Origin of the sequence: Streptomyces sp. Wb2n-11 (genome assembly GCF_001049855.1) — a bacterium.
GTDB lineage: Bacteria > Actinomycetota > Actinomycetes > Streptomycetales > Streptomycetaceae > Streptomyces > Streptomyces altiplanensis.
The window spans coordinates 1873438-1896502 of record NZ_CVPB01000001.1; the positions used below are offsets into that span (position 1 = coordinate 1873438).

General features: G+C 72.4%; 16 protein-coding genes and 1 pseudogene. 4 read left to right on the forward strand and 13 right to left on the reverse strand.

What is annotated here, in order from left to right; translation table 11 throughout:
* Positions 1-25: 25 nt before the first annotated feature.
* Complete coding sequence (locus tag BN1555_RS08215; protein WP_304364344.1) at positions 26-631, forward strand: TetR/AcrR family transcriptional regulator; 606 nt, start codon at positions 26-28, stop codon at positions 629-631.
* Positions 632-691: 60 nt separating this feature from the next.
* Here BN1555_RS08215 and BN1555_RS08220 read toward each other — a convergent pair whose 3' ends face one another.
* From BN1555_RS08220 to BN1555_RS08250, 7 genes and pseudogenes are all read right to left on the reverse strand, one after another.
* Complete coding sequence (locus BN1555_RS08220; RefSeq protein WP_093798759.1) at positions 692-2398, reverse strand: proline--tRNA ligase; 1707 nt, start codon at positions 2396-2398, stop codon at positions 692-694.
* A gap of 70 nt (positions 2399-2468) precedes the next feature.
* The gene (locus tag BN1555_RS08225; protein WP_093798760.1) at positions 2469-3041 is read right to left on the reverse strand and encodes a GNAT family N-acetyltransferase; all 573 of its coding nucleotides are present in this window, start codon (positions 3039-3041) and stop codon (positions 2469-2471) included.
* Between the two features lie 25 nt (positions 3042-3066).
* A complete protein-coding gene (locus BN1555_RS08230) occupies positions 3067-3912 on the reverse strand; it encodes a GNAT family N-acetyltransferase (RefSeq protein ID WP_176709994.1) in 846 nt (281 codons plus the stop codon).
* Positions 3913-4036: 124 nt separating this feature from the next.
* Complete coding sequence (ispG, locus tag BN1555_RS08235) at positions 4037-5215, reverse strand: flavodoxin-dependent (E)-4-hydroxy-3-methylbut-2-enyl-diphosphate synthase (protein ID WP_093798762.1); 1179 nt, start codon at positions 5213-5215, stop codon at positions 4037-4039.
* Between the two features lie 139 nt (positions 5216-5354).
* A pseudogene (locus tag BN1555_RS08240) lies at positions 5355-6655 on the reverse strand (RIP metalloprotease).
* The gene (dxr, locus tag BN1555_RS08245) at positions 6652-7905 is read right to left on the reverse strand and encodes a 1-deoxy-D-xylulose-5-phosphate reductoisomerase (RefSeq protein ID WP_093798763.1); all 1254 of its coding nucleotides are present in this window, start codon (positions 7903-7905) and stop codon (positions 6652-6654) included. Before dxr ends, BN1555_RS08240 begins: the two are co-directional and overlap by 4 nt.
* Positions 7906-7952: 47 nt before the next feature.
* The gene (locus BN1555_RS08250; protein WP_141662830.1) at positions 7953-8741 is read right to left on the reverse strand and encodes a hypothetical protein; all 789 of its coding nucleotides are present in this window, start codon (positions 8739-8741) and stop codon (positions 7953-7955) included.
* A 107-nt stretch (positions 8742-8848) separates the two neighbouring features.
* On the opposite strand from BN1555_RS08250, the gene BN1555_RS08255 reads away from it, so the two are divergent.
* Positions 8849-9355 (forward strand): DinB family protein, encoded by a 507-nt coding sequence (locus BN1555_RS08255; protein ID WP_093798765.1) that lies wholly within the window; start codon positions 8849-8851, stop codon positions 9353-9355.
* Between the two features lie 50 nt (positions 9356-9405).
* Here BN1555_RS08255 and aroA read toward each other — a convergent pair whose 3' ends face one another.
* From aroA to BN1555_RS08280, 5 genes are all read right to left on the reverse strand, one after another.
* Entirely contained in the window at positions 9406-10653 is a 1248-nt protein-coding gene (aroA, locus tag BN1555_RS08260) for a 3-phosphoshikimate 1-carboxyvinyltransferase (protein ID WP_093798766.1), read from the reverse strand.
* A gap of 207 nt (positions 10654-10860) precedes the next feature.
* On the reverse strand, positions 10861-12801 hold the full coding sequence (locus BN1555_RS08265) for an acyl-CoA dehydrogenase family protein (RefSeq protein ID WP_093798767.1): 1941 nt from the start codon (positions 12799-12801) through the stop codon (positions 10861-10863).
* A 196-nt stretch (positions 12802-12997) separates the two neighbouring features.
* Positions 12998-14443 (reverse strand): aldehyde dehydrogenase family protein, encoded by a 1446-nt coding sequence (locus BN1555_RS08270; RefSeq protein WP_093798768.1) that lies wholly within the window; start codon positions 14441-14443, stop codon positions 12998-13000.
* A 430-nt stretch (positions 14444-14873) separates the two neighbouring features.
* Positions 14874-16502 (reverse strand): PucR family transcriptional regulator, encoded by a 1629-nt coding sequence (locus BN1555_RS08275; protein WP_093798769.1) that lies wholly within the window; start codon positions 16500-16502, stop codon positions 14874-14876.
* Positions 16503-16587: 85 nt separating this feature from the next.
* A complete protein-coding gene (locus tag BN1555_RS08280; protein WP_255305939.1) occupies positions 16588-18981 on the reverse strand; it encodes a type IV secretory system conjugative DNA transfer family protein in 2394 nt (797 codons plus the stop codon).
* A gap of 299 nt (positions 18982-19280) precedes the next feature.
* On the opposite strand from BN1555_RS08280, the gene gabT reads away from it, so the two are divergent.
* Both gabT and BN1555_RS08290 read left to right on the forward strand, forming a co-directional pair.
* Entirely contained in the window at positions 19281-20615 is a 1335-nt protein-coding gene (gabT, locus tag BN1555_RS08285) for a 4-aminobutyrate--2-oxoglutarate transaminase (protein WP_093798770.1), read from the forward strand.
* 83 nt (positions 20616-20698) lie between these two features.
* Positions 20699-21559 (forward strand): phosphatase PAP2 family protein, encoded by an 861-nt coding sequence (locus tag BN1555_RS08290; RefSeq protein ID WP_093798771.1) that lies wholly within the window; start codon positions 20699-20701, stop codon positions 21557-21559.
* Positions 21560-21643: 84 nt separating this feature from the next.
* On the opposite strand, the gene BN1555_RS08295 is transcribed toward BN1555_RS08290, so the two are convergent.
* Complete coding sequence (locus BN1555_RS08295) at positions 21644-23062, reverse strand: NAD(P)/FAD-dependent oxidoreductase (RefSeq protein ID WP_093798772.1); 1419 nt, start codon at positions 23060-23062, stop codon at positions 21644-21646.
* Positions 23063-23065 lie beyond the last annotated feature (3 nt).

Sequence of the window (23065 nt, forward strand, 5' to 3'; positions counted from 1 at the left end):
ACGCTCTATTCGGTAAGCTCGACGCGTGAAGACCAAGGCGGAGCAGAACACGGGAACGGGACCGGGGCCGGGTACGCGCGAGCGGATCGTCCGGACGACCTCACGGCTGATGCAGCGGCAGGGGTACGAAGGGACCGGGATCAAGCAGATCTCGCGGGAGGCCGAGGCCACGCTGGGGTCCGTCTACCACTTCTTCCCCGGCGGCAAGCAGGAGCTGGCCGTGGCCGCCGTACGCCACGGCGACCAGGAGTTCACCGACATCCTGCGCGAGACGTTCGAGGGCCAGCAGGACCCGGCGAAGGCCGTCCTCGCGCTGACCGGGGCCCTCGCCGAAGGCCTGCGCGCCTCCGACTGGGCCGAGGGCTGCCCGGTGACCTCGACGGTCGTGGGTACGGCGGGGAGCGCCCCGGACATCCAGCGGGCCGCCGCCGAGGCGTTCGCGCGCTGGCGGGCGGTGGTGTCGGACAGGCTGCGCGAGGCGGGCGTGGCCGAGGACGAGGCCCCCGCGCTCGCGTACACCGTGATCAACACGCTGGAGGGCGCCGAGCTGGCCGCCCAGGTCTCCCGGAGCGAGGAGCCGCTGGAGATCGCGGGCCGTCATCTGGCGAGGCTCATCGACTCGTACCGCTGACGTGAAAACGCGACGAGGGCCCCGCGCGATCGCGCGGGGCCCTCGTGCGTCTGCTCTGCGTCAGGCGGTCAGGCGGGCGATCGCCTCGTCCACCGTCAGCTCCTCGCGCTCACCCGTGCGGCGGTCCTTGAGCTCCACGACGCCCTCGGCGCTGCGGCGGCCCGCCACCAGGATCTTCGGTACGCCGATGAGCTCGGCGTCCGTGAACTTCACGCCCGGCGAGACGCCCGGACGCTCGTCGACCAGCACCCGCAGGCCGGCCGCGCCCAGCTTGTCGGCGACCTCGACGGCCAGCTCCGTCTGGAGCGCCTTGCCGGCGGCGACGACGTGCACGTCGGCCGGGGCGATCTCGGCCGGCCAGCACAGGCCCTTGTCGTCGGCGGACTGCTCGGCGAGGGCGGCGACGGCGCGGGAGACGCCGATGCCGTACGAACCCATGGTCACGCGGACCGGCTTGCCCTGCTGACCGAGCACGTCGAGCTGGAAGGTGTCGGCGTACTTGCGGCCGAGCTGGAAGATGTGGCCGATCTCGATCGCGCGGTCGAGCTTGAGGCCGGTGCCGCACTTCGGGCACGGGTCGCCCTCTTCGACGACGACGACGTCCAGGTAGTCGTCGACCTGGAAGTCGCGGCCCGCGACGACGTTCTTCGCGTGGGTGCCGGGCTTGTTGGCGCCGGTGATCCAGGCGGTGCCGGCGGCGACGCGCGGGTCGGCGATGCAGCGGACCTTCTCCAGGCCCTGCGGACCGACGTAGCCGCGTACGAGGTCGGGGCGGCCCACGAAGTCCTCGGCCGTGACGAGCTCGACCACGGCGGGCGCCAGGTGCTCGCCCAGCTTGCCGAGGTCGACCTCGCGGTCACCGGGCACGCCGACGGCGACGATCTCGCCGTCGACCTTGACGAGCAGGTTCTTCAGGGTCGCCGAGGCCGGTACGCCCAGGTGCTGGGCGAGGGTCTCGATCGTCGGGGTGTCGGGGGTGTCCAGCTCCTCGACCGGGCCGTGCTCCGAGCCGTCGTACGCGGCGGCGACGGCGGCGGGACTGAAGGTCACGGCCTCCGTGTTGGCCGCGTAGTCGCAGGACGGGCAGTCCACGAAGGTGTCCTCGCCGGCCGCGGCCGGGGCCAGGAACTCCTCGGACGCCGAACCGCCCATCGCGCCGGACACGGCGGAGACGATGCGGAAGTCGAGGCCGAGGCGCGCGAAGATCTTCTGGTACGCGGCGCGGTGCAGCGCGTACGACTCGGCGAGGCCCTCGTCCGTCGTGTCGAAGGAGTACGAGTCCTTCATCTGGAACTCGCGGCCGCGCAGCACACCGGAGCGCGGACGCGCCTCGTCGCGGTACTTCGTCTGGATCTGGTAGAGCATCACCGGCAGGTCCTTGTAGGACGTGCACTGGTCCTTGACGGTCTGCGTGAAGATCTCTTCGTGCGTCGGACCGAGCAGGTAGTCGGCGCCCTTGCGGTCCTTGAGGCGGAACAGCAGGTCGCCGTACTCCTCCCAGCGGCCGCTCGCCTCGTACGCCTCCTTGGGCAGGAGCGCCGGCAGCAGCACCTCCTGGGCGCCGATCTCGTCCATCTCCTCGCGCACGACGCGCGAGATGTTCTCGAGGACCTTCTTGCCCAGCGGGAGCCAGGTCCAGATCCCCGCCGCGTTCCGGCGGACGTACCCGGCACGCACCAGCAGCTTGTGGCTGAGCGTCTCGGCGTCCGCCGGGTCGTCACGCAGTGTCTTGACCATCAGACGGGACATGCGCTGGACCTGGGCCATGGTGAACTCCTGCGAAGAAAAGTGTGATGGCTAGGAGGTTAGCCGGGCAGCACAGGCACCGGGAAATCCGTTACGCGCCGTGACGGCGCAGCGGGAGCGGGGCGCCCATCACGGCGTACGGCCTGGGGGCGCTCGGGAAGTGCACCTGGCGGGCCAGGTCGGCGTAGCCCAGCGCGCGGTAGAGGCGGCGTGCCGGGCTCTCGATGTCGATCGCGGAGAGGATCGAACGCGGCTGCGACGCGGTGTCGGTGATGGTGGTGATCAGCTCGCGGCCGATGCCGCGTGCCTGGTGGGCGGGGTCGACGTGCAGTTCGGTGATGACGAAGGAGTCGTCGAGCCAGTCGTCGTTCCCGGCGCGGCGCAGGTGCGGCTCGACGACCGTGGACCACCAGTGCGTACGGTCGTTGGGCATCCCGTAGACGAAGCCGACGAGCCGTCCGTCGGGCGTCGTCGCGCCGAGCGCCCGCGCACCGGGGTTCAGCAGGTGCCGCAGCACGATGTGACGGCGTACACCGATCTCCTCGTCGGTGAGCCCGAAGGCGAGGGCCTGGACGGCGAGCGCCTCGTCCACGCGCGCGGCGAGATCGACCGGCGCGACCACTACGGCGGGGCTGTGGGGTTCGCCCCCGGAAAGAGGTGCCATAAAGCGACCCTACTGGGCGGCAAGGTCAGAACAACACGCTCATGAACGCACCGACCTCGCGGAAGCCGACCCGGCGGTAGGAGGCGCGGGCCGCCGTGTTGAAGTCGTTGACGTACAGGCTGACGACGGGGGCGACATCGGCCAGCGCGTGGCGCAGTACGGCAGCCATGCCGGTCTCGGACAGGCCGCGGCCGCGGAACTCGGGGGCCACCCAGACGCCCTGGATCTGGCAGGCCCGGGGGGTCGCCGCGCCGATCTCGGCCTTGAAGACGACCTTGCCGTCCTCGATACGGGCGAACGACCGTCCGGCGGCGACCAGTTCGGCGACGCGCGCCTGGTAGAGCAGCCCGCCGTCACCGGCGAGCGGCGAGACACCGACCTCCTCGGTGAACATCGCCACGCACGCGGGCATGATCACATCGATCTCGGTCCTGCGGACGCGCCGGACGCGGGGGTCCGGCCGGACCTCGGGCGAGGGCTCCTCGGCGACCATGAGCGGCTGGCGCGCGCGCACCTCGCGGGCCGGGCCCCAGCTGGGTTCGAGCAGCCGCCACAGCTGCCCGGTGGCCTCGGCGGGGCCGACGATCGACGAGCAGCGGCGGCCGGCCCTGCGGGCCCGGTCGGCGAAGGCGCGTACCGCTTCGGGGGGCGCGCAGATCGGGACGAGGTTGGCGCCGGAGTAGCAGAGCGAGCGGAGCCGACCGTCCGCGTACCAGCCCCACATCTCGCCGCCGAGGCGCCAGGGGTCGAGTCCGGCGGCCCGGACGCGCGAGGTCACGAAGGCGTTGGCGACGGGCTCGCTCTCGAGGATGGCGAGTGCGGCGCCGAGATCGCCTGGGCCGAGGACCCGGGTAGTGGTCTGAGTCAACACGTGAGGGGCCTCACCGTACGGTCTTCTGATCTCCGCACTGTACCTGGCGTGTCCACGGGGTGTCGCAGAACGGCAGCGGAGCCCGGCCGGGGGCGGGGCTCCGCTGCTGTCGGTCCGCGGGGCGTCAGCCGACGGAGACCTCGGGCTCACCCACCGCGTCGACGACCGGCGGCCCGGAGGGGACGCCGTCCTTCTCCATCTGCTCGGCGATCTTCAGCGCCTCTTCGATGAGGGTCTCGACGATCTTCGACTCCGGGACGGTCTTGATGACCTCGCCCTTGACGAAGATCTGCCCCTTGCCGTTGCCTGAGGCGACTCCGAGGTCCGCCTCGCGCGCCTCGCCGGGACCGTTGACGACACAGCCCATGACGGCGACGCGCAGCGGCACCTCCATGCCGTCGAGGCCGGCGGCCACCTGGTCGGCGAGCTTGTACACATCGACCTGGGCGCGCCCGCAGGACGGGCAGGACACGATCTCCAGACGGCGCTGCTTGAGATTGAGCGCCTCCAGGATCTGCAGGCCGACCTTGACCTCCTCGGCCGGCGGGGCCGACAGCGAGACCCGGATGGTGTCGCCGATGCCCTCGCTCAGCAGCGCGCCGAAGGCGACCGCGGACTTGATGGTGCCCTGGAAGGCCGGTCCGGCCTCCGTCACACCGAGGTGCAGCGGGTAGTCGGACTGCGCGGCGAGCTGACGGTAGGCGTTGACCATCACGACCGGGTCGTTGTGCTTGACCGAGATCTTGATGTCGCCGAAGCCGTGCTCCTCGAAGAGGGAGGCCTCCCACAGGGCGGACTCGACCAGTGCCTCCGGGGTGGCCTTGCCGTACTTCTGCAGCAGGCGGGCGTCCAGCGATCCGGCGTTGACGCCGATGCGGATCGGGGTGCCGGCGGCGGAGGCCGCCTTGGCGATCTCCTTCACCTTGTCGTCGAACTGCTTGATGTTGCCCGGGTTCACCCGGACCGCCGCGCACCCGGCGTCGATCGCGGCGAACACGTACTTCGGCTGGAAGTGGATGTCCGCGATCACCGGGATCTGCGACTTGCGGGCGATGGTGGCCAGCGCGTCCGCGTCGTCCTGGGTGGGGCAGGCCACCCGCACGATCTGGCAGCCCGAAGCGGTCAGCTCCGCGATCTGCTGAAGCGTCGCGCCGATGTCGGACGTCCTGGTCGTCGTCATCGACTGCACCGAGATGGGTGCGTCCCCGCCGACGGCCACCGACCCGACCTGGATCTTGCGGCTGACCCTACGGTCGGCGAGCTTCGTCGGAACGGACGGCATTCCGAGAGAAATTGCAGTCATCTGCTGTGCAACCCCAAGGTGTGGATCAAGGTCCCGAGATCGGCGGGCTCCGGGGACCGAGGTTACGTCACCTCGAAACCCCGGGGCACATCACGTCGACAAAACCACCCCATTGCGGGCGGTCGGCAAGCCCCCCGTATCAGGAAATCCGGACGGGGTTCACTACGTCCGCCACCAGGACGAGGGCGGTGAAGCAGATGAAGATCCCGGCGACGACGTACGCCACCGGCATCAGTTTGGCGACGTCGAAGGGGCCCGGGTCGGGCCGTCGGAAGACCTTCGCCACATTGCGCCTCAGCGACTCCCACAGGGCCCCGCGATGTGTCCGCCGTCGAGCGGCAGGAGCGGCAGCATGTTGAAGAGGAAGAGGGAGAGGTTGAAGCCCGCGATGAGGAAGAGCATCATCCCGACGGTGTTCTCCATGGGCAGTCCGAGCCCGAGGATCTCGCCGCCGACACGGGCCGCGCCGACCACGCCCATGGGGGAATCCGCCTTGCGCTCCTCGCCGTTGAACGCGGCGTTCCACAGGTCGGGGACCTTGGACGGCAGGGCGATGAGCGAGTCCACGCCGGACTCGATCATGACGCCCATCCGGTCCACCGAGTCGCTGAAGGACAGCGGGGTGACGGCCATGCCGGGACCGAAGCCGAGGTAGCCCGCCTCGACGTACTCGTCGGCGATCGGCTGGCCCTGGGCGTCCTTCTTGGCCACCTTGTTGGCGATCAGCTCCGCCTGGAGGACCTTCTCCCGGCCGTCGCGCTCGACCGTGATCGAGGCGGGGCCGATGGTGTCGCGGATACGCTCCGAGAGCGTGGCCCAGTCCTCGACGGGCTTGCCGTCGAAGGCGACGATCTTGTCGCCCTCCCGCAGGCCGGCGGCCTTGGCGGGCGACGCGGGGTCGCTCTTGCGGCAGTCGCGGTTCTCGCTCTGCGCGACCACGCAGGGGACGACCTGGTCGACCGTGGTCGTCTGCTGGTTCAGGCCGATCGTCATGAAGACGCCGAGGAAGATCGCCACGGCGAGGATCAGGTTCATGAAGGGACCGGCGAACATCACGATCACGCGCTTCCACGGCTTGCGCGTGTAGAAGAGGCGGGTCTCGTCGCCGGGCCGCAGTTCCTCGTACGCCGCCGAGCGGGCGTCCTCGATCATGCCGCGCCACGGGGAGGTCGACCTGGCCTCCACCTTCCCGTCGGCCCCGGGCGGGAACATCCCGATCATGCGGATGTAGCCGCCGAGCGGGATCGCCTTGATGCCGTACTCCGTCTCGCCCCTGTGGCGCGACCAGATGGTGGGGCCGAAGCCGACCATGTACTGCGGCACGCGGACACCGAAGAGCTTGGCGGTCGAGAGGTGACCGAGCTCGTGCCAGGCGATCGAGAAGAGCAGCCCGGCGAAGAAGATGACTATCCCGAGGACCGTCAACAGGATCGTCGTCATGCGCGAGCCTCCGCTGTTGCCTGTTCTGCGATTTCACGGGCCCGGGCTCGTGCCCAGGCCTCGGCTTCCAGGACGTCCGCGACCGTGAGCGAGGTTCCCGCACGCGGGGTGCCGTGCTCGGCCACGACTGCGGCGACCGTATCCACGATTCCTGTGAACGGCAGCCGCCCGGCGAGAAACGCGTCGACGCACTCCTCGTTGGCGGCATTGAACACCGCGGGAGCCGTGCCCGCGAGCGTACCGACGTGGCGGGCGAGTCCCACGGAGGGGAACGCGTCCTCGTCGAGCGGGTGGAACTCCCAGGTCGAAGCCTTGGACCAGTCGAAGGCGGGGGCGGCGTCCGGGACGCGCTCGGGCCAGCCGATGCCGATGGCGATCGGGCCACGCATGTCGGGCGGTGTCGCCTGGGCGAGCGTCGAGCCGTCGGTGAACTCCACCATCGAGTGAACGTACGACTGGGGGTGGACGACGACCTCGATGCGGTCGAAGGGGATGTCGTACAGGAGGTGCGCCTCGATGACCTCCAGCCCCTTGTTGACCAGGGTGGCGGAGTTGACCGTGATCACCGGGCCCATGGCCCAGGTGGGGTGGGCGAGGGCGTCCTCGCGGGTGACGTGGGCGAGCTCGGCCTTCGTACGCCCGCGGAAGGGGCCTCCGGAGGCGGTGACGACGAGCTTGCGGACGTCGGCGCGAGTGCCGCCGGCCAGGGCCTGGAAGAGGGCGGCGTGCTCGGAGTCGACCGGGATGATCTGGCCGGGCTTGGCGATCGCCTTCACCAGCGGGCCGCCGACGATCAGTGACTCCTTGTTCGCGAGGGCGAGGGTGCGGCCCGCTTCGAGGGCGGCGAGGGTCGGGGCGAGACCGATGGATCCGGTGATGCCGTTGAGCACGGTGTGGCACGGGGAGGCGGCGAGCTGGGTGGCGGCGTCGGGTCCGGCCAGGATCTCGGGGAGGGGCTCGCCGTTGCCGTACTGCTGCCCGAGCGCCTCGCGCAGGGCGGGCACGGCGTCTTCGCGGGCGACCGCGACGGTGTGGACACGCAGCTGCCGCGCCTGCTCGGCGAGCAGGCCGACCCGGCCGCCGGCCACGGAGAGCGCGGTGACGCGGAAGCGATCGGGGTTACGGAGCACCAGGTCGATGGCCTGGGTGCCGATGGACCCGGTGGAGCCGAGGACGACGATGTCCCGGCGGCCTTCGGACGGATCGAAGGCGATGTGCGGGTCGGCGAGGGGGGCTGGGCTGTCGCTCATGCCCCCCATTGTTGCCGCAACGTCTCACCGGCCGGACAGCGCCCGGATCAATTGGCGCCGGTCGCCGCCCGGAACTTCTCCCACTGGGCGTCCAGGACTTCCCGCGGCACTCCCCCGATGTCCTCGGTGCCGAGGATGTCGCCGCGGAAGGAGAGAGTGGTCGAGCCGGACCGTACGACCGTGAGGTAGTCGCGGAGCTTGAGCTTCCCCTTCACGTCGCGGATCGTGAGGCGGTACGCCTCGGCCTCGTCCGCGCCGGTTCCGAAGCCGGGCGTCTCGACGGGCTCGACCTCGAGGTACTTCCCCCGGGCGACGGCGCGCTCCTCGGTGAAGCCGCCGGCGCACTCCTCGCCGGCCTTGTCGAGGTCCTTCATGACGCGGGCCGCGTCGCCGCTCCCGTACGAGCGGAGCTGGACGTCGACGGTGGGGCCGGGCGTCTCGCCGGGGACGTCGACCTTGCGGCTGACCTCGGTCCTCAGGTCGTAGTCGGTGACGTCGGCGGCGAGGCTGACGAGGGGCTGGCAGACGGCGGGGTCGGCGGTGTACTCGTCGCCGTGGGGGGCGCCGAGGGTGAACTCGGACGCGGTGTACCTGCCGACCGTCTCCCCGTCGGTGAAGGAGGCCGCGGTGAGCTGCGCCTCGGTGAGCACCTCGGGCCCGCTCGCGCTCGCGGTGGCCCCGGCCCTGTCGCCGCCGGCCCTGTCCCCGGGCTTCTTGTCGTCCTGGCCGCCGCCGTCGCCACCGCCGCCGCACGCGACCGCACCCACGAGCAGGAGACCGCCCATGGCGAGAGCCGCCCCGCGCCGCCGCCTGCCTTGCTTGCCCGCCCCGAACATGCCTGACCTCTGGTTCTGTTGATGCGTGAGTGACCGCACGATGGTGGTCCACGGGGCGGCCGGCTCCACGACTCCGCCCTCCGGTCCCGTACAGAGAGGCCTTCCCCTTGAACACCGAACGAATCGGTCCGCCCCTGACCGCGGGTGAGCGCGAGACGCTGCGCGCCTTTCTCGACTTCCACCGCGCGACGCTCGCCATGAAGTGCGACGGGCTGACCGACGAGGAGCTGCGCCGACGGTCGATGCCGCCGTCGGCGCTGTCGCTGCTGGGTCTGGTGCGTCACATGGCCGAGGTGGAACGGGCATGGTTCCGGCGGGTGATCAATGGCGAGGACATACCACTGGTGTGGTCGGACGAGGGCGACTTCCAGGTGGCGTACGACGCCGGTTCGGCCACCCGGTCGGAGGCGTTCGCGGCCTGGCGGGCGGAGGTGGAGCACGCGCGCCGCATCGAGCGGGAGGCGGAGTCGCTGGACGTGACCGGCCACCGGGCGAAGACGGGCGAGGACGTGTCGCTGCGGCTGGTCATGCTGCACCTGATGCACGAGTACGCCCGGCACAACGGCCACGCCGACTTCCTCCGGGAGAGCATCGACGGGACCGTCGGGGCGTGAGGCGGACGGCGGGTCCGGCGGGCGGCGCGTGGCACGGCCTCGTCCGCGGGCTACCAGGCCCGCCGAAGCGCGGCGAAGGTCTCGTGGAAGGCCGGGAAGGTCTTCCGTACGCAGCCGGGGTCGTCGAACGTGACACCGGGTGCGGTGCGCAGTGACGTGACGGCGAAGGACATCGCCATGCGGTGGTCACCGTGCGTCGCGATCTCGGTGGGGCGGGGCGTGCCGGGGTGGATCTCGATCCAGTCGGGGCCGGTGGCGACCGTGACGCCCATCCGGCGCAGGTTCTCCGCGCACGCCTCCAGCCGGTCGCACTCCTTCACGCGCGTGTTGGCCACGTCTTCGATACGGACCGGTCCTGCGGCGTACGGCGCCACGGCCGCCAGCGTCGGCATGGTGTCGGAGATGTCACGCATGTTGACCGTGAGGCCGTCCAGGGTGCCGGTGCCCCGGACGGTGGTGCTGTCCGGGGTGACACGGACCTCGGCGCCCATCCGCTCCAGTACCCCGACGAAGCGCAGGTCCCCCTGGAGCGCGCCGGCGCCGAGCCCGGGGACCGTGACCTCGCGGCCGGGTGAGATCGCTGCCGCCGCGAAGAAGTAGCTCGCGGTGGACGCGTCGGGTTCGACGGCGTACGTCGTCGCGCGGTAGCCGCCGGGCAGGACGGTGAAGGTGTCGCCCTCGCGCGTCACCTCGGCGCCGAAGCCGCGCATCATCGCGAGCGTGATCTCGACGTACGGCGCCGAAACCAGGTCGGTGACGGTGATGCGCAGGCCCTCGGCGGTGAGCGGGCCGAGCATCAGGAGCGCGGTGAGGTACTGGGACGACTCCCCCGCGTCCAGGGTCACTTCGCCGCCCTTGATGCCGGCGGCGGTGACGCGGAGGGGGTGGTGGCCCTCCGCCTCCTCGTGGCGGAGGTCGACGCCGAGCGCGCGCAGCGCGTCGGTGAGCGGGGCGAGGGGGCGGCGGCGCATCTGCGGGGACGCGTCGAAGCGGTACGTACCGGACGCGCCCGCGGCGGCGAGCGTGGGCAGGAAGCGGGCGGTGGTGGCGCCGTCGCGGCAGTAGACGTCGGCCTCGCCGACGGCGGGGCCCGCCGGGCGGCCCTCGACGCGCCAGGCGTCCGGCCCGCGCTCCAGCCGGTACCCGAGCCTGCCCAGCCCTTCGGCGAAGCCCTCGGTGTCGCCCGAGCGCAGCGGGCGCAGGAGGGTGGTGGTTCCGGCGGCCGCGGCGGCGAGGAAGAGGGCGCGGGCGGTCACGGACTTGGAGCCGGGGATGTCTACGACGGTCGGGGGCCCCATCCTGTCGGGTACGGCGCGGCGGGGGCGGGCTGTTCCGCCCTGTGGACATGCCGGCGGCCGCCGCCCGGCCGCCGCGGAGGCGGGCGCTTCGGCGTTCTCCCGCGCGGGGAGAACCACCGCCGGTGACCGCGGGGCGGGGCAGGCGCCGTCCGGTGGGGGCGGCCGGCCCTGCGGCGGCCGGCCCCACCGGGCTCCGGGCGCGGTTCCTCAGCGGATCGGGCGGTGGACGTTCTCCTTCTGCGAGGGGCCGGGGGCGGCCTCGGCGATCCAGGGGCCTTCGCCGCTCGGGTCGATGATGCCGTCCTCCAGCCAGGTGTACGTACCGGACAGGACGCCCTTGACGACCTTGTTGTCGAGGTCGTCGGTGTTGGTCCACAGCCGGTTGAAGAGCTCTTCGGTGCGGATGCGCGACTGGCGGCAGAAGACGTCGGCCAGTTGGTACGCCTCGCGGCCGTGATCCCCTGTCGTACGCAGGAGTTCGGCGCGTACGCAGGCCGCGCTCGTCGCGAAGAGCTCCGCGCCGATGTCGACGATGCGGCCGAGGAAGCCCTGCTTCGTCTCCATGCGGCCCTGCCAGCGGGACATGGCGTAGAAGGTGGAGCGGGCGAGCCTGCGGGCCGTGCGTTCGGCGTAGCGGAGGTGGACCGAGAGGTCCGGGTGGCCCGCCGGGTGGAATTCGGCGTACGAGCGGGGGAGCTGGCCCGGGCCGGTGACCAGCTTCGGGAGCCACTTGGCGTAGAAGCCCGCCGCGTTCGCCCCGGCCTTCGCCTTCGCCGACAGGGGCTTGTCGGGGTCGATGATGTCACCCGCCACCTTCAGGTGGGCGTCGACCGCCTCGCGCGCGATCAGCAGGTGCATGATCTCGGTCGAGCCCTCGAAGATCCGGTTGATGCGCAGGTCGCGCAGGATCTGCTCGGCGGGGACGGCCCGTTCGCCGCGCGCCGCCAGGGAGTCCGCCGTCTCGAAGCCCCGGCCGCCGCGGATCTGGACCAGCTCGTCGGCCATCAGGCAGGCCATCTCGCTGCCGTACAGCTTGGCGAGGGCCGCCTCGATGCGGATGTCGTTGCGGTCCTCGTCGGCCATCTGCGAGCAGAGGTCCAGGACGGCTTCGAGCGCGAAGGTGGTGGCGGCGATGAAGGAGATCTTCGAGCCGACGGCCTCGTGGAGGGCAACCGGCTTGCCCCACTGCTCGCGCGCCGACGACCACTCGCGGGCGATCTTCAGGCACCACTTGCCCGCGCCGACGCACATCGCGGGCAGGGACAGGCGGCCGGTGTTGAGCGTGGTGAGGGCGATCTTGAGGCCGGCGCCTTCCGGGCCGATGCGGTTCGCGGCGGGGACCCGTACCCGGTGGAAGCGGGTGACGCCGTTCTCCAGACCGCGCAGGCCCATGAAGGCGTTGCGGTTCTCGACGGTGATGCCCGGGGAGTCGGCCTCCACCACGAAGGCGGTGATGCCGCCCTTGTGCCCCTCGGACTTCGGGACGCGCGCCATGACGACGAGCAGGTCGGCGACCACCCCGTTCGTCGTCCAGAGCTTCACGCCGTCCATGACGTACGCGTCGCCGTCGGGCACCGCCGTCGTCGCGAGCCGGGCCGGGTCGGATCCCACATCGGGCTCGGTGAGGAGGAAGGCGGAGATGTCGGTGCGGGCGAGGCGCGGGAGGAAGGCGTCCTTCTGCTCCTGCGTGCCGAAGAGTTTGAGCGGCTGCGGTACGCCGATCGACTGATGCGCCGACAGGAGGGCGCCGATGGCCGGGTTCGCCGAGCCGACGAGCGCGAGGGCCTTGTTGTAGTACACCTGGGTGAGGCCGAGACCGCCGTACCTGGTGTCGATCTTCATGCCGAGCACGCCGAGCTCCTTGAGCCCGTTGATCACTTCGTCGGGGATCTTCGCCTCGCGCTCGATCCGCGCGCCGTCGATCCTCGTCTCGCAGAAGTCCCGCAATTTGGCGAGGAACGCCTCGCCGCGCGCGGTGTCGTCCGGCGGCGGCATCGGGTGGGGATGGATCAGGTCGAGCCGGAGGCGGCCGAGGAAGAGTTCCTTGGCGAAGCTGGGCTTGCGCCAGTCCTGTTCGCGCGCGGCCTCGGCGACCTGGCGTGCTTCGCGCTCGGAGACCTTGGGCTGCTGGGTCGGTTGTGCGGACATGAGGAGCTCACCTCGCCGCGAGTCGGGGCCCGGCCGGTCGCATTACCGCCCGGTTTCACTCGTCCGTATCTACCCGATTCCCGGCATCCTCACCACCCCTGGCACACCGACCGGCACTCGGCCCGGCCCGGGGCAGGGGGAACGGCCGGAGCCCCCGCACAGTGGGCTCCGGCCGTGGTCCAGGTGTCGTACGGGATCAGAGGGCGAGGCCGGTGAGGACCATGACCCGCTCGTACGTGTAGTCGTCCATCGCGTACCGCACGCCCTCGCGGCCGACGCCGGACTGCTTGACGCCGCCGTACGGCATCTGGTCCGCGCGGTACGACGGGACGTCGCCGACGACCACGCCGCCGACCTCCAGTTCGCGGTGGGCGCGGAAGGCCGTCTGGAGGTCGTGCGTGAAGACGCCCGCCTGGAGGCCGTACTTGGAGTCGTTGACCGCGGCGAACGCCTCGGCCTCGCCGTCGACCCTGCGCACCGTCAGGACCGGGCCGAAGACCTCCTCGCAGGAGATCGTGGCGTCGGCCGGCACGTCGGCGAGGACGGTCGGGGCGTACGACGCGCCCTCGCGCTTCCCGCCGGTGAGCAGGGACGCGCCCGCCTTGACGGCCTCGTCGACCCACGACTCGACGCGCTTGGCGGCGTCCTCGCTGACCAGCGGGCCGACGTCGGTGGCGGCGTCGTTCGGGTCGCCGGTCACCTGGGCCTCGACGGCCGCGACGATCTTCGGGACGAGACGCTCGTACACGGACGCGTCGGCGATCACGCGCTGCACGGAGATGCAGGACTGGCCGGCCTGGTAGTTGGAGAAGGTCGCGATACGGATCGCGGCCCAGTCCAGGTCCTCGTCCGAGGCCCAGTCGGCCAGGACGACGGCCGCGCCGTTGCCGCCGAGCTCGAGGGTGCAGTGCTTGCGCGGCACCGAGTCCATGATCGCGTAGCCGACGGTCTCGGAACCGGTGAAGGAGATGACGGGGAGGCGCTCGTCCCGGACCAGCGCCGGCATCTTGTCGTTGGCGACGGGCAGGACGGACCAGGAACCGGCCGGGAGGTCGGTCTCGGCGAGCAGCTCACCCAGGATCAGGCCGGACAGGGGCGTCGCGGGCGCCGGCTTGAGGATGATCGGGGCGCCGACGGCGATGGCCGGGGCGACCTTGTGGGCGCACAGGTTCAGCGGGAAGTTGAAGGGCGCGATGCCGAGGACGGTGCCGCGGGGGAAGCGGCGCGTCAGGGCGAGGCGGCCGACGCCGCCGGCGTCGGTGTCGAGGCGCTGGGCCTCGCCGCCGTTGAAGCGGCGGGCTTCCTCGGCTGCGAACCGGAACACGGAGACGGCGCGGCCGACTTCACCACGGGCCCACTTGATGGGCTTGCCGTTCTCCGCGGAGATCAGCTGGGCGATCTCTTCGGTGCGCTCGGCGAGGCGCTTGCTGACGTGGTCGAGGGCGGCGGCGCGGACGTGCGCGGGGGTCGCCGCGAACTCGGCCTCGACGGCGTACGCGGCCGCGACGGCCTCTTCGACCTGCGCGTCGGTGGGGATGCTCACCGAGGCGACGAGCCGGCCGTCCCAGGGGGACGTGACGTCGAACGCGTCCTCGCCGGTGGCCTGGCGGCCGGCGAGCCAGAAGGCGTGGGGGGAAGTCATGTCGTTTCCGGCCCTTCCGAGGGGGTGGGTGCTGATGCCCCCCACGGTAGGGGTGCGGAGGCGGGAGGTCGTTTGTCCGAGGTGGAGTGCTGCGGGCGCGCGGGACGCCGCTTTGGAGGACGACACGTCCGTACGCCCCGGCCGGGCGGGTGCCGGGGGCGGGGCGGGGGCGGAATTTCCGCTGCCCGCCCCGTCCGGGGACCGGGCTCCGCCCCCGACCCCGGGCGGGCTGAAATCGACCGCGGGTCCTGGGGCCGTGCAGCCGGGACGTACCGACGGCGGGAGGGAGCGCGGGGAGTGGTCCTCGGGACGTAAAGCGTGATGGGGGGGGGAAGGGCCCGGGCGTCGTACGGGGAACGCCGCTCCGCGCCCGGATCACACAGTCCCGAACGCCGCTCCCGCAGGCCCCGGCCCCCGGCACCACCCGCTCTCAGCCCGCCCCCGGCCCCGCCGTCGCCTTGAGCGCCAGCCACAGCTCCATCCGCACGTCCGCGTCGTCCAGCGAACGGCCCAGGATCTCCTCCACCCTCCGCATCCGGTAGCGCAGCGTGTGACGGTGGACGCCCAGGTCCGCCGCCGCCGCGTCCCACTGCCCGTGGCGCGAAAGCCACGCCCGCAGGGACGCGATCAGGTCGCCCCGGCCCTTCGCGTCGTGCTCCCGCAGCGCCCGCAGCATCCCGTCGGCAAAGGACCGCACCGCGTCGTCCGCCAGCAGCTGCATCACCGAGCCCGCCGCCAGCTCCTCGTGCTCGACCAGCGCACGCCCCCGCCGCCGCGCCACCGACAGGGCCTGTTCCGCCTGCTTGTACGCCCCGACCGCCGCGATCGGCCCCGCCGGTGCCGACAGACCCACCACCAGCTCGTCCTCGCCCGCCGGCTCGTGCGGCCGCGCCGCGTCGCCGCGCTGTGCCTCCGTGTGGGCGAGGCAGGCGTCCACCGCGTCACCCCCGTCCGCCGCGAGCACCACCAGCCGGTCGCCGTCCGGCACCACCAGCACCGGCTCGCCCGCCCGCAGCGCCGCGGACTCCATCGCGTCGGCCAGGCTCTGGAGCGGGTCGGACACGCCCCCGGCGGACGTGCCCTCGGACTCCGCGGCCGCCGGCTCGGCGATGAGGAGGCGGAACGGGGCGTCGAGCAGCGCCCCGTACAGATCGCCGGCGACGGCCCGCGCGTGGTCCGGCTCGCCCGCCAGCAGCATCCGCAGCACCGCCGCGCCCAGCCGCTGCTCGGCCGCCTGGAGGGAGCGCGACCGCTCGGTGGTCAGGGTCAGGAGCGCGATCGCCGAGTGCACGGCGTACCGCTCGGCCGTCCCCAGCGGAGCCCCCGTCCCGACCGCCAGTACGGCCCGCACGCGCCGCCCCGCGCCCAGCGACTGCAGTTCGACCCGGTCGTCCGCCTCGGCGTCGCCGTCTGTCCCGCCGCCGCCCACGACGGAGCTCGCGGGCGCCGGCCGCTCCCGCAGCCGTTCGACGTCGGCGGTGAGCCGGGCGGCGCGGCGGGCGGCCCAGTCCGGCGCGGCGGCGACCACCGCGCCGGAGACGTCGTACAGCGCGGCCCACCCCTTCACGTGCGACGCGAGGCGGGCCAGCAGGTCACCGGGGCCGTCTCCCGACAGCGCCGCCTTCGTCAGCTCGCGCTGCGCCTCGAAACCGGCGGTCACCGCGCGGTACTGGTCGGCGGCGTTCGCGGCGGAGACGGCCTTGCTGATGGCGAGGAAGGGCGTACGGCGCGGCACTTCCAGCAGCGGCAGGCCCTCCTCCTTCGCGGCGTCGACCAGTGCCTGCGGAATGTCGTCGTAATGGACGCCGACGGCGAAGCCGAGCCCCACCACACCGGCGCCGGCCAGCCGCCGCACGTACCGGCGCATGACCTCGGGGTCCTCGGCCTCCAGCTTCACCGCGGTGACGAGGAGCAGTTCGCCGCCCTCCATGTACGGCACGGGGTCGGGGAGCTCGCTCACATGGGCCCAGCGCACCGGCGTGTCCAGCCGGTCCTCCCCGGCGCGGACGGTGAGCTTGAGCGCCGAGTGGTGGACGAGGGAGGCGAGGGTGGGCGGCATGGACGGGCGAACCTTAAGGAAGAGGATTTCGCCGTCCTGTACGAACGGCGTACTTCGATTCTGCCAGGACGTACGACAAGGAGCGTCACGACCGCAGATCGACCAGGAGCGGAGGGGTGCTTTCCCCCCGTACGCCGCTCAGGGAGAGCACCGCGTGCCCGGCGGGCACGGCATGCGCCAGGTCGGAAGCCGACCAGCGCTCCCGCTCCACCTCGCGCACCGTGATCGCCTCGGTCGTCGCCGCCTTGCCGGTCACCAGGCGCCGCATGAAGTGCAGCGCCTTGGTGAGCGGCTCGCCGGAGACGATCTGCCGGTTGGTGACGTCCCGGGTCTGCACCCATTCGGTGCCCCACGCCTGCGCGAACCGCCCGCCGTCCCAGGGCGCGACCCCCGCGAACGTCATCCGGCAGCCGACCGCGCCGAGCAGCGGCCCGCGCAGCGCCTCCGGCACGTCCTCCAGGGTGCGCAGCGCGAGGACGACGCCCGCGTGAGCGGCGCGCAGCCGCTGGATGGCGCGTACGGATTCGGCGGTGACCGCGTACGTCGCGTCGTCCAGGACCAGGCAGGCGAACAGCGACCGGTCGGAGCGGCCGAGGGCGGCGTCGGTGAACTGGGCGAGCAGCAGCCGGGTGATGATCCGGGACGCCTCGGCGTGACCGCGCTCGGGCAGGTCGACGCGGACGCGCATCGGGTGCTCGATGCCGCGCGGCGAGAACCGCGGGCCGCTTCCGTCGGTGCGGAAGAACCGGGCGAAGGCCGGCCGGTCCAGGAAGGCGATCCGCTCGGCGAGCAGCACCCCGATGTCGTCGCCGCGCTCCGACTGGCGTGCCCGGGCGTCGAGTTCGCGCAGCTGCGCCGGGTCGCCGGCGACCGCGGAGCGCAGCCGGCCGAACGTCTCGGACGCGCCGCCGAGCAGCTCGCGCAGCTCCGGTACGGCGGGGAAATGCCCGTAGGCGGCCCGGTACGGTCCGATGAGCTGGGCCAGCGCGGTGGCGGCCCGCCGGCTGTCCGGCACCAGGTCACCCACCAGCGCCTCCGCCAGCACCCGGGCGGCCTCGTCCGGGTCGTCGGTGCCGCCGTACAGGTCGAGGTCGTGGCCGGAGTCGGGGCGGCCGACGGCGACCACCACGTCGAACGCCTCGTCGGGGGCGAGCGCGGCGCCCTGCCCGGTGACGGCGATCACCGCGGCGCGGTTCGCGAGCGCCTGGAGGCACAGCGACTCGACGACCGGCCGGGTCAGCCGCATGGTCTTGCCGGACCCGGCCGGGCCCACCGCGACCAGCGAGGTGCCGAGCAGTCCGGGTTCCAGGGCGACACCGGTGGTGCGGCGGACGTACGGGTTGCGCGGGCTGTCGGCGACGGTGCCGATCCTCACCTGGGCGGTGACGAGGTCGTGCGCGGCGGTACGGACGGGCAGGTCGCGGATGCCGGAGGGGTGGGCGCAGGCGGCGGCGCCCTGGGTGAGCACCGCGCCGTTGAAGGCGGCGAGCTGCTCGGGCCGCGCCCGTACGCCCTGCCATGCCCGCGTGATGCGGGCGTAGTCCACTTCACCGAGGGCGCCCGACCGGGTGGCCTCGGCGAGCCGCGCGGCGGCCTCCGGCAGGCCGGCGTCCCGCAGCTCCGGCCAGTCGGCGGGGTCCTGGCGGGGCTCCGCCCCCTCCTGCCCGCCCCCGGCCTGCCAACGCCTCAGCGGCGGCCAGGCGGCCGCCCTGCGGAGGGCCGCCGCCGGTCCCGGCCTGGTGGGGCCGAGCCGGTCCGCCAGCGCCAGGGCGGCCGCCGGAAGCCTCGGCCAGGCACCCGCCCTGCCGACGACCGCGACGACGGCCGCCGTCAGGAGGAGGTAGTAGAGGGTCGAGGTCCAGTCGAGCCACCAGACCGTGGTCGGCATCTCCCGCCAGACCCCGGGCAGCAGCACGAACAGCGGCCAGAGCGGCACGCCGTACCGGCGCCAGAGCTCGTTCCAGTTGCCGACCCGCCCCATGCCCACCGCGATCAGGGTGAGCACCAGGGCGTAGTAGAGGTAGGTCACCAGGACGAAGAACGGGTAGTTGGGGTGGCTCACGTCCATCCAGGCGTCGGGCACCAGCATGCCCATGGGCAGCGTCCACCAGTTGTCGATGAAGATCCACGACCCCTCGAGGTAGCGGTTCCAGAGCAGGGACCAGAGCAGCCAGCCGCACAGGAAGGCGATCAGCGCGCCGCTGAGCAGTTGGCGCATGGGCACGGTGTCGGGCGCTTCCTCCGCCCGCGGGCGGTGGTCGAGCCGCCAGATCCCGGGCTCCGCCTCGGGCCGGGGCCTGCGCAGCCATTCGGCCGTCGCCCCGCCGCGGGCGGGGACGGAGCCGGACGCGGACGCGCCGGCTCCGCCGACGGGCTCCGCCGGGCGGGGCACGGAACGGCGCGCGCCCTCCACGTGGCGTCCGGAGCGGTCGCCGCCCGCGCGTGCGCCGTGGGTGTGCTGTGTGCCTTCGGTATCCATGAACCCCTGCCCCCTGACCAACCAGGTCGCGCCCTTACGCACCGTCAATCTAGTGCCGGCGGCAACCGGACGTCAGTCACCGCCGCGCTCCGCGGCACGCACCCGGTGATTTCCGGACCTGCTCCCCGCGCCACTCGGCGGCCCGCCCCGCCGTGGCCCGGCGGGGCGGCTGCCCCCGCTATGTCCGTCGCGGACAACGACTCGCCCCCACTTCTCCCGAACGGAACATGCCACCCCCTGCCCACCACCCCTAGCCTGCGAAGTGAAGAAGCGTCCGGAATACCCCCCAGGAGCCCCCCATGACCGCAATCCCGCAGGAGCGCCGCGTCGTCACCGCGATTCCCGGCCCGAAGTCGGCAGAGCTGCAGGCCAGGCGTACCGCCACGGTCGCCGGCGGCGTGGGCTCCGTGCTGCCCGTCTTCACCGCGCGCGCGGACGGCGGCATCATCGAGGACGTCGACGGCAACCGCCTGATCGACTTCGGCTCCGGTATCGCCGTGACGTCGGTGGGCGCCTCCGCCGAGGCCGTCGTACGCCGCGCCTCCGCGCAGCTCCAGGACTTCACCCACACCTGTTTCATGGTCACGCCGTACGAGGGCTACGTCGAGGTCTGCGAGGCCCTCGCCGAGCTGACGCCGGGCGACCACGCCAAGAAGTCCGCGCTGTTCAACTCGGGCGCCGAGGCCGTCGAGAACGCCGTCAAGATCGCCCGCGCCTACACCAAGCGCCAGGCGGTCGTCGTGTTCGACCACGGCTACCACGGCCGCACCAACCTCACGATGGCGCTGACCAGCAAGAACATGCCGTACAAGAACGGCTTCGGCCCGTTCGCCCCCGAGGTCTACCGCGTCCCGGTCGCCTACGGCTACCGCTGGCCGACCGGCGCCGAGAACTGCGGCCCCGAGGCCGCGGCCCAGGCCATCGACCAGATCACCAAGCAGGTCGGCGCCGACAACGTCGCCGCGATCATCATCGAGCCGGTGCTCGGCGAGGGCGGCTTCATCGAGCCGGCCAAGGGCTTCCTGCCGGCGATCGTGAAGTTCGCCAACGACAACGGCATCGTCTTCGTCGCCGACGAGATCCAGTCCGGCTTCTGCCGCACCGGCCAGTGGTTCGCGTGCGAGGACGAGGGCATCGTCCCCGACCTGATCACCACCGCCAAGGGCATCGCGGGCGGCCTGCCGCTCGCCGCCGTGACCGGCCGCGCCGAGATCATGGACGCCCCGCACGGTGGCGGCCTGGGCGGCACGTACGGCGGAAACCCGGTCGCCTGCGCCGGTGCGCTCGGCTCCATCGAGACGATGAAGGAGCTCGACCTCAACAAGAAGGCGAAGCGCATCGAGGAGGTCATGAAGGGCCGTCTGGCCGCCATGGCCGAGAAGTTCGACATCATCGGCGACATCCGTGGCCGCGGCGCCATGATCGCCATCGAGCTGGTGACGGACCGCGACACCAAGGAGCCGAACGCGGCCGCGGCCGGCGCGCTCGCCAAGGCGTGCCACGCGGAGGGCCTGCTGGTCCTGACCTGCGGCACCTACGGAAACGTGCTGCGCTTCCTGCCGCCGATCGTCATCGGCGAGGACCTGCTCAACGAGGGCCTGGACATCATCGAGGCGGCCTTCGCCGGAGTGTGACCTGTGAAGAAAGGGTGGGGGGCCAATGGCGGGATGGGGATCCTCCTGTCGGTCCCCCACCCCCTGCCGTACGGTTTCCCCAGATGAGAGAAACACCCCGCTCGCAGGAGACTGCGGGCGGCTCCAGGTCGGAGCCCCCCCTGCCCCGCCCTGGTCGTGCCTTCGCGCACGCGGCTGGAGCCTTCGGCTCCGGAACTCCTCACCGATCGGACGGCCGCCCGCCCCACACCCCCCGGGGCGAGCGGCAGCCCGGTCAGGGCGGCTGCCCCGGAACTACCCCCCCTGTTCCGGGGCAGCCGTCTTTCCTCTCCAAGAACCCCGGGCTCCTCGCCCTCTGCGGGCTCTCCGGACTCCTCTTCGCGCTGATCACCTGGCAGGTCGCCGCCGGCGGCCCCCTGCGCCGCGCCGACGAGCGGATCGGCCGGGCCCTCGTGGGCCACGGCCCGGTCCCCCTCACGGAATTCCTCGCCGATCTCGGCAACACGGCGGTCGCACTGCCCGTACTGGCCGCGGCCGTCGTCTGCGCGCTGTGGCGCGACGGCCGGGGCGCGCTCGCCCGCGCGACGGCCGCCGTGCTCGCCATGGCGGCGGTGCCCGCGCTGGTCGTCCCGCTCAAGTCCTGGATCGCCCGCCCGGGTCCGCTCACGCAGGAAACCGGCTATTACCCGTCCGGGCACACGGCGACAGCGGCCGTCGCCTACTGCGGCGCGGCCCTGCTCCTGGGCGCGTCCGTACGCCGCCACCGGTGGTGGCCGCCGGCCCTCGCGCTCGTGCTCGCGCTCGCCACCGGCGCCGGCCTGGTCCTGCGCGGCTACCACTGGCCGCTGGACGTCCTCGGCAGCTGGTGCCTGTGCCTCGTGCTCCTTCTGCTCAGCCACCGTCTTCCGGCGCGGTACGCACGGCCGCCTCACGCCTCCCGGGCTCCGGCGGCGCCGGGCCGGTGAGCGTGCCCGGCCCGCCCGGTCCGGCCCGCCCGGCAGGACGTGCCGGGCCGGACGCGGCGGGGATCATTTCCCGGGCCCGGCCACTCAGCTGTCGAAGCCGAGTCCCAGCCTGTCCATGGCCTTCAGCCACAGGTTGCGGTGGCCGCCGTTGTCGTCCGACCGGGCGAGCGACCACTTGGTGATGCCGATGCCGGCCCAGGCGAAAGGTTCCGGCGGGAAGGGCAGCGGCTTGCTGCGGACCATCTCCAGCTCCGTACGCTCGGTCCGCCCGCCCGCGAGCAGGTCGAGCATGACGTCCGCGCCGAAGCGGGTGGCGCCGACGCCCAGACCGGTGTACCCGGCGGCGTACGCCACCCTGCCCGCGTAGGCCGTACCGAAGAAGGCGGAGAAACGCGAGCAGGTGTCGATCGCACCGCCCCACGCGTGGCTGAAGTTCACACCCTCCAGCTGCGGGAAGCAGCGGAAGAAGTGCTCTGCCAGCTTGAGGTACGTCTGGGGCCGGTGGTCCATCTCGGCGCTCAGCTTGCCGCCGAAGGGGTAGACGGCGTCGTAACCGCCCCACAGGACGCGGTTGTCGGCACTCAGCCTGAAGTAGTGGAACTGATTGGCGCTGTCGCCCAGCCCCTGGCGGTTCTTCCAGCCGATCGACGCGAGCTGGCCGTCGGTGAGCGGCTCGGTCATCAGCGCGTAGTCGTAGACCGGGACGGTGTACGGGCGGACCCGCTTGACCAGCGACGGGAAGACGTTGGTGCCGAGCGCGACCCGGCGGGCGAAGACCCGGCCGTACGGCGTGCGCACGGCCATCCCGGCGCCCGTCGACGCCAGGTCCAGGCCGCGGGTGTGCTCGTAGATCCGTACGCCCAGACCGAGGCACGCCTGCTTGAGTCCCCACGCCAGCCCGGCCGGGTTCAGCAGGGCGACGCCCCGCCGGTCGAGCAGCCCGCCGATGAAGGTCGGCGAGTCGACCTCGGCGCGTACCGCGTCCTGGTCGAGCAGTTCGAGATGGTCGGTGAAGCCGAGCCTGCGGGCCTCCTCGTACGTCTCCCGCAACTCTTCGAGCTGGTGCGGCTCGGTGGCGACGTCGATCTCGCCGGTGCGCTCGAAGTCGCAGTCGATGCCGTACTCCGCCACCGCCGCCTCGATCGCGTCGAGGTTGCGCTCGCCGAGCTCCTCCAGCTTCGCCAGTTCGCCGGGCCAGCGGGAGATGCCGTTGCTCAGACCGTGGGTGAGGGAGGCGGCGCAGAAGCCGCCGTTGCGGCCCGAGGCGGCCCAGCCCACCTCGTGCCCCTCGATCAGTACGACGTCCCGTCCGGGGTCGCGCTCCTTGGCGAGGAGCGCGGTCCACAGTCCGCTGTATCCGCCGCCGACGACGAGCAGATCGCAGCGCTCGTCGCCGGTGAGGGCGGGCCGCGGTGCGGGCTTTTCGGGATCGTCCAGCCAGAACGACACCGGCTTCGCGCCGGAAAGGGATTGTGCGGCACTACGCATGGCAACCGGGGCCATGGT

Excerpts from the sequence above, each read along its gene's own strand:
- BN1555_RS08220 (WP_093798759.1), bottom strand. The coding sequence starts at position 2,398 with ATGGCCCAGGTCCAGCGCATGTCCCGTCTGATGGTCAAGACACTGCGT.
- BN1555_RS08225 (WP_093798760.1), bottom strand. The coding sequence starts at position 3,041 with ATGGCACCTCTTTCCGGGGGCGAACCCCACAGCCCCGCCGTAGTGGTC.
- ispG (WP_093798762.1), bottom strand. The coding sequence starts at position 5,215 with ATGACTGCAATTTCTCTCGGAATGCCGTCCGTTCCGACGAAGCTCGCC.
- dxr (WP_093798763.1), bottom strand. The coding sequence starts at position 7,905 with ATGAGCGACAGCCCAGCCCCCCTCGCCGACCCGCACATCGCCTTCGAT.
- BN1555_RS08250 (WP_141662830.1), bottom strand. The coding sequence starts at position 8,741 with ATGTTCGGGGCGGGCAAGCAAGGCAGGCGGCGGCGCGGGGCGGCTCTC.
- aroA (WP_093798766.1), bottom strand. The coding sequence starts at position 10,653 with ATGGGGCCCCCGACCGTCGTAGACATCCCCGGCTCCAAGTCCGTGACC.
- BN1555_RS08265 (WP_093798767.1), bottom strand. The coding sequence starts at position 12,801 with ATGTCCGCACAACCGACCCAGCAGCCCAAGGTCTCCGAGCGCGAAGCA.
- BN1555_RS08270 (WP_093798768.1), bottom strand. The coding sequence starts at position 14,443 with ATGACTTCCCCCCACGCCTTCTGGCTCGCCGGCCGCCAGGCCACCGGC.
- BN1555_RS08275 (WP_093798769.1), bottom strand. The coding sequence starts at position 16,502 with ATGCCGCCCACCCTCGCCTCCCTCGTCCACCACTCGGCGCTCAAGCTC.
- BN1555_RS08280 (WP_255305939.1), bottom strand. The coding sequence starts at position 18,981 with ATGGATACCGAAGGCACACAGCACACCCACGGCGCACGCGCGGGCGGC.
- gabT (WP_093798770.1), top strand. The coding sequence starts at position 19,281 with ATGACCGCAATCCCGCAGGAGCGCCGCGTCGTCACCGCGATTCCCGGC.
- BN1555_RS08290 (WP_093798771.1), top strand. The coding sequence starts at position 20,699 with ATGAGAGAAACACCCCGCTCGCAGGAGACTGCGGGCGGCTCCAGGTCG.
- BN1555_RS08295 (WP_093798772.1), bottom strand. The coding sequence starts at position 23,062 with ATGGCCCCGGTTGCCATGCGTAGTGCCGCACAATCCCTTTCCGGCGCG.